This is a genomic window from Symmachiella macrocystis (assembly GCF_007860075.1).
GTDB classification, from domain to species: domain Bacteria; phylum Planctomycetota; class Planctomycetia; order Planctomycetales; family Planctomycetaceae; genus Symmachiella; species Symmachiella macrocystis.
On record NZ_SJPP01000001.1, the window covers coordinates 1,853,348 to 1,865,871 of the forward strand.

Genomic DNA, 12,524 nt, shown 5'->3' on the forward strand with positions numbered 1-12,524 from the left:
GGAAAACAGACTCAGCCGCCGGCAGTGCCATCGGAATCGTTGGGCCGCTCGAAATTATTTGACTTTGACAACCTCAACATCGAAGACCAACATAGCTTTGGGAGGAATCGACGGCGGAAATCCTCGCAATCCGTACGCCAATTGATAGGGAATGATCAACTTGCGCCGTCCGCCCGCCTTCATGCCGGGAATGCCCAATTGCCAACCGGGGATATAACCCGTCAATGGCAAGGCCAACGGTTGGCCGGCACCATCGTGGCTGCTGTAAAACTTTTCGCCGTTGAGCAAGCGTCCGGTGCAATGAATCGCGGGAGCATCTCCATCTCCGACCGCATCCCCTTCGCCTTCGACGATGTCGACATACGCCATTTCCACATTCGTATCGGGATCCTTGATCGAATTCGTCAAATCTTTGATGGCGATGTTGCGAAAATCGACCCGCGAACCGTGACTTTGCAAACCGATATAACCGATCCGCGGCCGATCGCGGAGCGGCTTGTAGTCGCCCGACGCCTTGTCGTATTCGTCGATGTTCGCCTCGTTGATCGTTTTTCCGTTGAGCACAACTTTGATAAAGGGTCCTTTGCAGGTGATCTCGTAGCTGTTGAATTCACCGGGTGGTTTGAGAGCGCCCCGTTTGGCGGCAACTTCGGAGTAGATGCTGCCGCTGTACTGCGAATCTTTGAGTTCCGTGTACTCGTCGCCGTCGTCATCGAGGATTTGGATTTCCATCCCGGCAAAGGCGGGATTTCCCTCAGCGGGAAACCGCAGGCCGACTCCGCTATTGCCGTTGGGCGGTACGCGAAACTCGAGCTTCAAGACGTAGTCGCTGTACATTTTGTCGGTGCGGAGCCAACCCCCGCCCTCGCCAACGCAACTCAGCAATTCGCCATCGGCCTTCCAAGCCTCGATGTTTCCGTCAAGCACTTCCCACCCGGCCAGGTCTTTCCCGTTGTACAGCGGTACGAAACTTTTCTTAGGGGGTTTAGGGGAATTATCGTCCGCCTCAGCGCATCCGGTGATGAAGACGCCGCCCAAAGCAATTCCAGCTACGGCCATCAGGCCAACAACCACGCGATACGAATGCATTCAATCGCCCTTCCAGGCAAGTTAGGAATATAGTTTTCTTGATTGGGTCACAACAACTTCCAGGGAACATCCGAGCGGGAGAACGACACTCGTTTCGACTCATCTGCGTCCCACTGTCAGTGAACGCAGGAATGGCAAGATTCACTGTACCAAAGCGGGCCGCTATTTTCAGCCAAAATCACCCCCAATCGATGGTCAATCGACAAAGAGGAGCCGCTGCAATCTAAGAAACAAGCACCATCGCCCGCTGTGGTTTTCCTGTCGGTTTCCTCAGGTTTTGGGTGCATTTTTCAGACAAATCCGCCAGAATCCAGCATCTTAAGAGAGTAGGGACAGACTTTCGGGCGGGTCGCCGTCAACTGTCGCTGAAATCCCCTGGCTGACGGTCCCGCATTGTAAAACGACGAATAATGCCGCAAAACCTTGAAACTCAGTTTCGCGAACAACTTCCCCGCTGCGGCGAAGACGACCCGCAATACGTCACGGAACTCGTTGATGTGATCTTATCGGCGGCCAGCGAGGCAGGGGCGACGGATGTGCACCTACTGCCCGGCGCAGAGACAATGGAAATGCGGTGGCGTCTCGACGGTGTTTTGCAGTCGGTGGCGAGGTTTTCCGCCCGACTGGCACCGCGGATTGTCGCACGGCTCAAAGTGCTGTCGGACCTGCTCACCTACCAAACCGATATGCCGCAAGAGGGCCGAATTCGTGATGCAGGTAACTTTGAAACCCGCGTGAGTACGTTTCCTGCGCTGTATGGTGAAAAATGCGTGGTCCGGCTCTTTGCCGGCGCGGGCCGTTATGATCGACTGGACCGACTGAACTTGCCCCAGGGCATTTTGAAGGACATCCGGCGGTTGTTGCAACAAACCACCGGGGTCTTTATGGTGACCGGACCTGCGGGCTGTGGAAAAACAACAACAAACTACGCATGTCTGCGAGAAATTGTAGACAATTCCGGCAGCGGCAAAAGTCTAGTGAGTCTGGAGGACCCCATTGAAGTCATCGTACCGGGGGTCACCCAATCGCAAGTGAATCAGGCAGCGGGATTTGATTTGACAGTGGGGCTTCGGTCGCTCATGCGGCAAGACCCGGAAGTCATTATGGTTGGAGAAATACGCGACCGCGATGTCGCAGAGACCGTATTCCAGGCCTCATTGACGGGACATCTCGTGGTGACCACTTTTCATGCGGGAAGCGCGGCCGAAGCCGTCAATCGTTTGTCCGACATGGGAATCGAACCATTTTTGCTAAAAAGCGGGCTGCTGGGGATTGTATCGCAACGCTTGCTGCGACGATTGTGCGCATGCGCACAGCCGAGCGCCGAACGAGACGATCGCATGGGGCTTGCAGTCGAACAAGTAACCATGCCGGTCGGTTGTAGCGATTGCCAAGGAACCGGTTATCGCGGACGTTTTGTCGTTGCGGAAATGCTGACTGTCGAGGACGATGCCATCGGTGACGCGATTCGGGAACGGCGGGATGCTCGGTTACTTGAGCAAACTGCGGTTACTGCCGGCATGGTGACCAGCCTGTCACGCGCCTGCGAAGCGGTGAACCAAGGCATCACCTCCCCAGCAGAAGTGCGACGTGTGTTTGGTTTCTAAGCATCTGTGATCAAAGGTCGATAACTACTTCTGGTTTGATGGATTTTATAGAAGACCATTGAATACCCTATCCACAAATGATTCATCGCCACGAGCGATCAAACTCGAAGACCTCGTTGCCCTGAACGACGAGATCGCAGCGCTGGTTCGCGCTGGTGTCCCGCTGGAGTTGGGGTTGGAGCAAGTCAGCCACGACCTACGCGGCAGCTTAGGGCAACTGGCGGCTGCGCTCGGTTCACACATGAGCCAAGGTGAGTCGCTGTCGCAGGCGATGGAGTCGGAAAGCAGCCGATTACCCAATCTGTATCGATCGGTCGTCGAAGCAGGTCTGCGCGCGGGTCGATTGCCGGCTGCCTTAGAGGCGGTCACCCGCTATGCACAGTCGCTGTTGGAAGTCCACCGCCGCGTGACATTAGCGTGTATCTATCCCTTGATTGTGTTTGTGTTGGCCTATGCCATGTTCCTGGTGATGCTGGCCGAGATGATTCCGCGGTTCGGGGCATTTGCCGAGCAAGGCCAGGAGCCGCAAGGGATCTGGTTGAAGAGTTTACTCTACCTTTCCGAAACCATGTCGGTCTGGGGTCCAGTGATTCCGGTGTTGTTGATCGGAGTCATTGGCTTCTGGTTGTTTTTTCAAAAGCGAACACTGATGCGTACGGGACACTCCTTGACGTTGTTCCGTTTTATCCCTTGGGCACACGGCATTCATCGCAATCAGCAACTGGCCAACTTCAGCGACCTGCTGGGACTATTAACCGAACAAGAAGTCCCCTTACATACGGGAATTCTCTTGGCCGCCGACAGCACGGGCGACCGCAGAATGATTCAATCCTCAGAAGAAATCTCCCTGAAACTTCAATCCGGCGACTCACTCGCCGAGGCGATGGAATCCTCCAAAGCCTATCCCTCTTATTTGCGTTGGTTGATGCAGACTGGTGAACAGCAAAGGACCTTGTCGGAATCATTAACCCGCGCAGCTGGAGTCTATCGCTCACGCGCCCTGGAGCGACTGGAGACCCTTTCACTGGCTCTGCCCTTAATAGCCGTCGCCGTTATCGGTGGCGGCGCCACATTGATTTATGCGTTTGCACTGTTCGCCCCGATGATTGAAAGCCTGCGTAACCTAGCCGCTCCTTAATACGGTTGATAGATCCCCATGCCGACGTTTCGTTACACCGCTGTAGATGCCACCGGCCATCCGGTCTCGGACACCGTGAATGCGACCGATGAATCCGTGGCGCACTACAAGCTGAGCTCGCTCGGATTCACCGATGTGATCATGAGCGCAACGGCCGACGCAGCAAAACCGCGGCAAGAAGAAGCGGCACTCGAACTTGGCGACGCCGATTTCATGGCCGTGGCGCAAAACCTGGCCGACATCTCCGCCGCCGGCAAACCACTCTCCGGCGGGCTGCGGGCCTTGTCCCAAGAAGCCCACTCACGACGCTTGCGCAAAGGCCTCAGGCAGGTCGCCGACAGCATCGATCAAGGTGTCCCGCTGAAAGAGATTTTCTCCCAACGCATCACGGGATTTCCGCCACACCTATCGGGATTGGTCCTAGCCGGCTTACAGGCAGGCTGCTTAGACCGCGTCTTGCAACAGTCGCTGACCTACTCCATGCGGGCCAATACCTTGAGGCGGCGCGTGAAGTTCTCCTTGGCCTATCCCATCGTTTTGGTATCCATCGTCACCATACTGATGTTGTTCATCATGATGTACATCGTGCCGATGTTTTCGAAAATCTTCGAAGATTTCGACGCGGAGCTGCCGGGGATGACCTTAATGGTGGTTAACCTGTCGCGCGTCCTGTTGAAATTCGGTTTCTGGGGGCTGGTGGGCGGCACCGTCATCGCGGTCACCGCTTGGATCATGGCGCGCCTCGTGCTGGGGCGTCCGCGTCTCCGCAGGCTTGTCTGTGGTATCCCCATTTTTGGAGGCGTGTTGCGCAACTCCGCCTTAATGGAATATTGTCACTTGCTGGCCGTGTTGATTGAAAGCCGCATGGCCCTGCCCGAAGCACTGCGATATGCCGGGGGTGGGGTGCATGATGCTGACTTGGCGGACGCGTCCCTGCGACTGGCGAACGAGGTCGCCGCGGGACAACCGCTGGCCTGGACGGCAACAGCGATGACGCAATTCCCCGCCGTATTCAGCCAATTCGTCAAATGGGGTGAACGGCATCATGCCTATCCGGAATCACTGCACGCGGCGGGGGACATCTTTGAGGGACGGGCGCGTGTTCAAGCGGCGCTGCTCAGGTGGCTCATCGAACCGTTCGTCATCATCTTCGTTGGACTGAGCGTCGGCTTCATCGTGTTAGCGATGTTCATGCCACTGATTAAGTTATTGAACGATTTGACTTAACTTTTTTAAGGCGCGGGAGACATCCTGCCGTGCGACTAGGAAATCGGCCACATGCCGGAACAAGGGTCTTCAATTACGAGCATCAGTAACGGCCTGTCTTCGCGACAGTCGTCGTTGTTGTGGATGTTGGCGGTCGCAGCCGAAAAAAATATGCCGTTGGTCGACGAGATCGATGCGTTGGCCGATGACGAACGCGGCAGTCAACGCAAGCGATTGCGCGATTTGGCCGACATGCTCCGCGCCGGAATTCCCTTGCCCGAGGCGGTTGAGAATATCCCCGGCCTGTTGCCGTTCGGGGCAACGTTCGCCGTGCGGGTTGGTTGCGAAACCAACCGTTTGGGGCCGGCCCTGCGCAGCGCTGCCAACGACCTCACCAGCGAATTCCAGGAGGAACAGGGCAGCAACATCATGTACCTGTTGTATTGCGGCATGGTGGCGTCGGTCCTGTTGTCGTTAACCGGGTTTTTGATGTATTGGATCGTCCCCAAATTTGCCATGATCTTCGAGGACTTTGACATGGAACTTCCCGAAGCGACCATCGGGATGATTGAAGCGTCCAACGTGTTCGTCAACTATTTCTATCTCTTCATGCCCCTATTATTCGCTGCCATCCCGCTGCTGATCATCGTCACCATGTGGGGCTTGTCCGGCGGAGTTCGTTTTCTGGAAGTCCCGCAGTTCATGTTGCGTTTGTTCCCGCGGCTGGAGACACCGCAACTGTTGCGGAATTTGTCGCTGGTCATCGATTCAGGCAAACCGATGGTCGATGCGGTTTCCTTGGCCGCCTATTTTTATCCCCGCGCGATCATTCGCACAAAACTGGCACATATTGAAGTCGCCCTCCGCCATGCGGAAGATTGTTTTCAACAACTTCGCAAACACCGACTGATCACCAAATCGGAAGAGCAACTCTTACGATCCGCTGAACATGTCGGCAACCTCAGTTGGGCTTTGCGCAATGTGGCAACAAACCAGGAACGCCGGCAAGCCTATCGATTTCGCATGGTTACCGAGTTTTTCAAACCTTTGGCCGCATTTGGTTTCGGATTGGTGGTCGCTGCTTATGCCATCTGTTTTTTCATGCCGTTGGTCGCCTTAATGGATCAATTGTCTAAGACGTCCCCCTACTAAATTCAGGCAACCTCCATGTATCGCCACAAAAGACATCCTCCTCTCGACAAGCAGCGCCGCCGCCGCGGATACATGCTGGTCGAGATGATCGTCGCGGGCATCGTGCTGGCCGTGGTGATGACGGTCTATCTGCAGTTGTTGGCCGCCACATCCCGCCAACACCGTTATGCCGACCACCGGCAACTGGCGGGCGAAGAACTGGCCAATATCATGGAACGCATCACCGCGCAGCCTTATAAAACGATCGACCAGGAGGAACTACAGTCCAAAGAATTGAGCGACTCCGCTACCTCGCACTTGCATGATGCCGAGTTGAACATCGACATCCTACCTGTCAGTGAACCGGTCGACGGCAAACAGATTTCACTTTCGCTGCGTTGGCGTGATTCCGGCGACGTCTATGTCGCGCCGACTCGTCTCACCAGCTGGGTTTATGCCCCAGCGGGAGGTACGCCATGAATCGCCGCCGTGGGATTTCTTTGATCGAAATGATCGTGGTGATCGGCGCGTCCTCGATCATATTGCTGGTCGGCGCCGGCATGCTGCATACGTTGATGCGCAGTGAACGTGTCGCAACCGAATCGCTGGTCCACGCTACCAATCATGCCCGCTTGGCCGCGCAGTTTCGCGACGACATCCACGCCGCAACAACCGTGTCCATTCAAGGTGAACCGGGCGCAGACGATGTCTTGCAAATCACCAACCCCAACGCTGCGGAGATATTGTATTCGCAACAAGGGCGATTGCTCGTCCGCAGGGAAACCGAAGCGACACATCCGCCACGGCACGAACAATTCCGACTGCCGGTGGATGTGCGAATCCGTTTTGCAATCAATGACAGCGGCCCACACAAGATCGCGGACTTGTCTTGGAATTTTGTCGACGACGACTCCATGACCAGCGCGGAGCGCGCAACACGCCCGCCGCTCAACCCGCTGAAAATCGAAGCGATAATTGGCAAGGACCATCGTTTTCAGGAGGCCACACCATGAAATCGATTGCACGCAAGTCGACGCAGGCCGCGCACCACCACCGCCGCGGCGCCGCACTGATCGTAGCGATGATCTGTGCACTGTTAGTGACCATCATGCTGGGCACGATGGTCAAGATCACCCTGACCCGCGCGCATCAAGCACGGCATCGCGAACAGGCGTTGCAAGCCGACTGGCTGGCCGAAGCGGGATTGGAGCGCGCCCGGGCTATGCTGACAGCCCAAACCGACTACACGGGTGAGACTTGGGCCATTACAGAGGAAACCTTGGGCGGACCGTACCACGGGACGGTGACGATCACGGTTGCAGCGATTCCGGAAAACTCTCAAGTACGTGAAGTCTCTGTCCAGTCGGATTATCCCGCCGGACAAACCGAGCGCATTCGCAAATCGAAACAGATTGAAATGATTCTGACCCCCGGCCCCTCGGATGATACCCAGGACGCTGAATAAACAGGAGTACACACATGAGCCAACTAGCGAGTCCCCCATTTTTGACAAACCGTGACCGGCGGCGCCGCGGCTTTACGCTGATTGAATTGTTGGTGGTGATCGCAATCATTGCCATTTTGATCGCCCTGCTGTTACCGGCGGTCCAACAGGCGCGCGAAGCGGCGCGGCGAACGACGTGCCGCAATAACCTGATGCAAATTGGACTGGCGCTCCAAAACTACGAAGGCGCCCACGAATGCCTGCCGCCGGGAACCGTGAACCCAACCGGCCCGATTCAAAATCTCAGACAGGGGTACCATGTTGGTTGGGCACTGCTGATTTTGCCGTTCATGGAAGAGGGCAATATTTATAACCATTGGGATTTTTCGGTCAGCGTCTATGACGACAAAAATGCGGCGCCGCGGGAACAACATATTCCTTCCTACATCTGCCCCTCGACGCCGTTTCCTCAAAACGGCCCGCTGATCTCCTATGCTGGCTGTCATAACAGCAAGGCAGCGCCGATCGATGTCACCAATAACGGCGTACTGTATCTCAATAGCAGCATCCGCTATCAACAAATCACCGACGGAAGTTCGCATACGATTTTTGTGGGCGAAAAGGACAGCCTCGTCGCCTTAGGCAGCATGGGCGTTCCGGTCGATCCGGATGTTCCCACTTGCTGGGCATCGGGCACGAACGCGACCTTGCGGGCTACGTCAGACATCAATGGTTCGCTTCGAACGGCGATGATGCAAGTCGCGCCCGGCCAACCGCAGCCTCCCCTCGATCCAGAAGACGATTCCCCACTCGAAAGCGGCTTCAGCAGCTTCCACGCCGGCGGGGCTTTCTTTCTGTTCGGCGACGGCAGCGTACAATTTTTGAGTGAGAACACAGCGCCGGCTATTTTTGCCCGTCTGGGTGATCGCTCTGACGGTGAAATGCCTGATGCAGGCCAGTATTAAACGTAACGCAACGATGAATATACGCATGACTCATCTACTACAGCGACTCAGAATGCCGGCTCGCCGTGGTTTCACGGTGATCGAGCTGACCGTGGTGATTTCGATTATCGTTGCCGTGCTCGCGCTGCTGCTCCCGGCAATGCTCAAGGCTCGCGAAGCAGCACGCCGTACGCAGTGCCAGAACAACCTCAAGCAGATTATCTTGGGACTGCACAACTACGCCGAACAGCGCCACGTATTTCCACCGGGCGTCGTCGACGATCAAAGCCCGATTCTGCAAGAACCGTTGGGATACCATGCCAGTTGGACCGTGCAGCTCTTGCCGTTTTTGGATCAAACAAATCTAAGCAGTATGTGGGACCGATCCGTGGGGGTCTACACCGAAGGCAATGCTCAACTTTTCAATAACGTCGTCCCCGTATTCGCCTGTCCCAGTAATAGTGAGCCGAACCCAATTCGTTTCGGCCACCCCCAATCGAGTTATGCCGGTTGCTATAACGACAGTGAAGCTCCCATCGACATGACCAATGTGGGCGTGCTGACATTAAATAGCAGCACGCGCTATGAAATGATTCCTGATGGTACGTCCCACACGATTTTCATTGGTGAGGTTCGCTTACCGGAACCGGACGTACACATCGCAATGGCCGACCAGGGCCAACATGGCTTGCTGGGTTGGGCTTCGGGAACCCGAGCCACGCTGCGAAACACCTCCCGTTTCAATCAGGATCTCACGCCCGCAGACTTTGCAGAGGGAGATCTGACCGGTCCAGTCGGCGGGTTTGGCAGCTACCACGAAGGCGGTGCCTATTTCGCTTTTGGGGACGGCTCGGTACGATTTCTACATGACTCGATCGATCCGGCTTTGTTGCGGGATCTCGGTAATCCCGCAGACGGAAACCTCCCTTCAGCCGATCAGTTCTTACGAAAACCATGACGTCGCCACCACAAATGCCCCTCCCGGCAGCTTTGGAAGTTCTTCACAATGTACGGACGGACCAAATCGTGATCACCACGATGGGATCGGCGCGGGAATGGATGCAACTCGGCAGCGACCCGCTCGATTTTGTCTATGCCCCGTCAGCAATGGGCGAAGCTCCTGCCGTTGGATTAGGCCTCGCGCTGGCGCAGCCCGACCGGCAGGTCATCGTCTGCAATGGCGATGGCTGCATGTTGATGAACCTGGGCAGCCTGGTGACAGTCACCGCTCAAGCACCGCAGAATTATGTGCTGATCGTATTCGACAACGGCCACTACGAAGTCACCGGCATGCAACAAACCGCCGCCAGCGCCGACGCACGACATCGCGGAGACACGATCGACTTCTGCGCAACGGCACGGGGATGCGGCTTCACGTCGGTCTACAAATTCAGCGACCTCAACACGTGGCGCGATAGCATCGCGACTGTACTGGGTGAGACTGGCCCCACATTCGTACTCCTCAAAGTCGCCCCGGTGCCTGGTGGAGCGGTGCCACGTTCCCCGGCACCGCCGGCGGAGCGTGCTGTGGCGCTGCGGGAAGCACTCACCAATTCCTAATGTCAGATCGAAGGCTGATGACCGCAGACAATGAAGAAGTTGTTTGGATTTTTGTGGGTGGGAAAAACCCAAATCCAAGTGCGGCGTTTTCCAATCGAAAATCAGCTGAGGATTGGATCGCCCAGACCAAGCTCTCCGGAATGCTCACAGCTTATCCATTGAATATACCGGTATACGATTGGGCGATTCGCAAGGGAATCTTTAAGCCATTAAAACCGTATCAAAGTTCGCCGAAGTTCATCGCTGGATTTTCGTCGGCAGGCCTTGAGCATTATCATTATGAAGATGGCATCAACCAAACTGATTAGCGTAGAGTGGTACTCAATACAGATTCTATCGCAGCCGCTACTCTTCACTTTCCCGCAATTTTGCCAGTACCGATAAGTCCTCCAGAGTGGTCGTGTCGCCCACCAGTTCGCGACCGGCGGCGATGTCACGAAGAAGTCGCCGCATGATTTTGCCGCTACGAGTCTTGGGAAGGGATGCTGTAAAGCGGATCGTATCCGGCGTGGCGATGGCCCCAATGGCATGCCGGACATGTTTTTTCAACTCATCCTTGAGTTCATCCGTGTCGTCTTCGTTTTTGAGTGTCACGAAGCAGCAGATGCCTTCCCCCTTCAGGTCGTGCGGAAATCCGACGACGGCGGCTTCAGCAACCTTCTCGTGCGACACGAGCGCGCTTTCGACTTCCATCGTGCTCAATCGATGACCGGAGACGTTCAGCACATCATCCACACGGCCCATGATCCAGTAGTAACCATCCTCGTCGCGCCGCGCGCCGTCTCCGGCAAAATAGCAACCGGGGATCTCGTTGAAATACGTCGCCAGAAAACGGTCGTGATCGCCGTAGAGCGTACGGAGCATCGACGGCCAGGGCTGACGCATCACCAGCAGTCCGCCCGAATTATCCGGCTGGCTGGTGCCGTCTTTACTGACAATATCGGGGACAATCCCTGGCAGCGGCTTGGTACAACTGCCCGGCGTGGTTGCGGTCACACCCGGCAACGGGCTCATCATGATGCTACCCGTCTCGGTCTGCCACCACGTGTCGACAATCGGACAGGCCTCTTGCCCGATGACACGGTGATACCACATCCAAGCCTCAGGATTGATCGGCTCACCGACCGTCCCCAGCAGTCGCAAGCTCGACAGGTCGTATTTGTTGGGCCAATCGTCGCCCCATTTGATGAAAGCCCGAATGGCGGTCGGCGCGGTGTAGAAGATATTCACGCGGTGCTTCTCGACCATCTCCCAAAACCGGCCTTCATCCGGCCAGTTGGGAGCCCCTTCGTACATCATCGTCGTCGCCCCGTTGGCCAACGGACCGTAAATGATGTAGCTGTGCCCCGTAACCCAACCGATATCAGCCGTGCACCAATAGGTGTCTTCGTCCTTGAGGTCGAAGACCCATTTGCTGGTCATCATTGTTCCCAGCGTATATCCCGCGGTGGTATGCAGCACTCCTTTCGGCTTCCCGGTGCTGCCCGAGGTGTACAGAATGAACAACGGGTGTTCGGAGTCGAGCGGCGTGGCCTCGCATTCGGCGGAGGCGCCTTTCATCAGGTCGTGCCACCAGTAATCGCGATCGGGGACCATTGTGACTTCAGCCCCGGTGCGCTGCACAACCACGACTTTTTCGACCGACGGCGATTTTTCCAGGCTCTCGTCGACGGCGACTTTCAGCGGAACTTGCTTACCGCGCCGCCACCCGGCATCGGCCGTCACGACCAGTTTGGCCTGGGCGTCATTGTTGCGATCGGCGACAGCGTCGGCGCTGAACCCGCCAAAGATAATCGAATGCGTCGCTCCGATGCGGGCGCAGGCCAGCATGGCGATTGCCAATTCGGGAATCATCGGCATATATAACGTCACCCGATCCCCTTTGCCGACTCCCAACTGCTTGAGTACGTTGGCGAATTTGCAGACTTCGCGATGCAAATCCTGATAAGTCAGTACGCGAGTGTCGCCCGGCTCGCCTTCCCAGATGATTGCGGCCTTGTTCTTCCGCCAGGTCTTCAGATGGCGGTCGATGCAATTGTACGCCGCATTGATTTTTCCGCCGGTAAACCATTTGGTGTCAGGCATATCGCCATCGAGGACTTTGTCCCACTTTTCAAACCAATCCAGGTTTTCCGCCATTTCACCCCAAAAACCAGCGGGATCGTCCTTGGCACGGTCCCACATCGCCTGGTATTCGGCTTCGCTTTTAATGTGTGCTTCAGCGGAAAACGACTCTGCAGGGGGAAACTTGCGACTTTCTTGAAGGACGCTTTCGATGCTGTCGCTGGATGGGTTCGTCATGGGTTTCATTCCTCTCACTCACTCAAAATATACGACATCCGCCACCCGGCTGGAGCTACAAACACAGCGTGGGAGACGAGACACTGGCAATGACCTGAAATTCT

13 protein-coding genes are annotated in these 12,524 nt (G+C 56.1%); 11 read left to right on the plus strand and 2 right to left on the minus strand.

Annotated elements, in window-relative coordinates; genetic code table 11:
* Positions 1 to 54 precede the first annotated feature (54 nt).
* Entirely contained in the window at positions 55 to 1,089 is a 1,035-nt protein-coding gene (locus tag CA54_RS30085) for a family 16 glycoside hydrolase (RefSeq protein ID WP_146370125.1), read from the minus strand.
* 410 nt (positions 1,090 to 1,499) lie between these two features.
* Between CA54_RS30085 and CA54_RS07170 the strand changes: the two genes are divergently transcribed.
* The 11 genes from CA54_RS07170 to CA54_RS07220 are packed head-to-tail and all read left to right on the plus strand — an operon-like array spanning position 1,500 to position 10,427.
* Positions 1,500 to 2,696, plus strand: coding sequence for a GspE/PulE family protein (locus CA54_RS07170; protein ID WP_146370126.1), 1,197 nt, complete (start codon positions 1,500 to 1,502; stop codon positions 2,694 to 2,696).
* A gap of 58 nt (positions 2,697 to 2,754) precedes the next feature.
* Positions 2,755 to 3,834 (plus strand): type II secretion system F family protein, encoded by a 1,080-nt coding sequence (locus tag CA54_RS07175; RefSeq protein ID WP_146370127.1) that lies wholly within the window; start codon positions 2,755 to 2,757, stop codon positions 3,832 to 3,834.
* 18 nt (positions 3,835 to 3,852) lie between these two features.
* Positions 3,853 to 5,061, plus strand: coding sequence for a type II secretion system F family protein (locus CA54_RS07180; protein WP_146370128.1), 1,209 nt, complete (start codon positions 3,853 to 3,855; stop codon positions 5,059 to 5,061).
* Positions 5,062 to 5,112: 51 nt separating this feature from the next.
* The gene (locus CA54_RS07185; RefSeq protein ID WP_146370129.1) at positions 5,113 to 6,192 is read left to right on the plus strand and encodes a type II secretion system F family protein; all 1,080 of its coding nucleotides are present in this window, start codon (positions 5,113 to 5,115) and stop codon (positions 6,190 to 6,192) included.
* A gap of 15 nt (positions 6,193 to 6,207) precedes the next feature.
* On the plus strand, positions 6,208 to 6,651 hold the full coding sequence (locus CA54_RS07190) for a type IV pilus modification PilV family protein (protein WP_146370130.1): 444 nt from the start codon (positions 6,208 to 6,210) through the stop codon (positions 6,649 to 6,651).
* The gene (locus CA54_RS07195) at positions 6,648 to 7,184 is read left to right on the plus strand and encodes a pilus assembly FimT family protein (protein WP_146370131.1); all 537 of its coding nucleotides are present in this window, start codon (positions 6,648 to 6,650) and stop codon (positions 7,182 to 7,184) included. The genes CA54_RS07190 and CA54_RS07195 overlap by 4 nt, the downstream gene beginning before the upstream one ends.
* Complete coding sequence (locus CA54_RS07200) at positions 7,181 to 7,636, plus strand: hypothetical protein (RefSeq protein WP_146370132.1); 456 nt, start codon at positions 7,181 to 7,183, stop codon at positions 7,634 to 7,636. Before CA54_RS07195 ends, CA54_RS07200 begins: the two co-directional genes overlap by 4 nt.
* A 14-nt stretch (positions 7,637 to 7,650) precedes the next feature.
* Positions 7,651 to 8,580 carry a DUF1559 domain-containing protein gene (locus tag CA54_RS07205; protein ID WP_146370133.1) on the plus strand — a complete coding sequence of 310 codons (930 nt, stop codon included), beginning with the start codon at positions 7,651 to 7,653 and terminating at the stop codon, positions 8,578 to 8,580.
* Positions 8,581 to 8,605: 25 nt separating this feature from the next.
* Positions 8,606 to 9,517 (plus strand): DUF1559 domain-containing protein, encoded by a 912-nt coding sequence (locus CA54_RS07210; RefSeq protein WP_197532264.1) that lies wholly within the window; start codon positions 8,606 to 8,608, stop codon positions 9,515 to 9,517.
* Entirely contained in the window at positions 9,514 to 10,119 is a 606-nt protein-coding gene (locus CA54_RS07215; RefSeq protein ID WP_146370134.1) for a thiamine pyrophosphate-dependent enzyme, read from the plus strand. Before CA54_RS07210 ends, CA54_RS07215 begins: the two co-directional genes overlap by 4 nt.
* A gap of 17 nt (positions 10,120 to 10,136) precedes the next feature.
* Positions 10,137 to 10,427, plus strand: a complete 291-nt coding sequence (locus CA54_RS07220; protein WP_146370135.1) for a DUF7710 domain-containing protein — start codon at positions 10,137 to 10,139, stop codon at positions 10,425 to 10,427.
* Positions 10,428 to 10,464: 37 nt separating this feature from the next.
* Here CA54_RS07220 and acs read toward each other — a convergent pair whose 3' ends face one another.
* Positions 10,465 to 12,420, minus strand: coding sequence for an acetate--CoA ligase (gene acs / locus CA54_RS07225; protein ID WP_146370136.1), 1,956 nt, complete (start codon positions 12,418 to 12,420; stop codon positions 10,465 to 10,467).
* Positions 12,421 to 12,524: the final 104 nt, after the last annotated feature.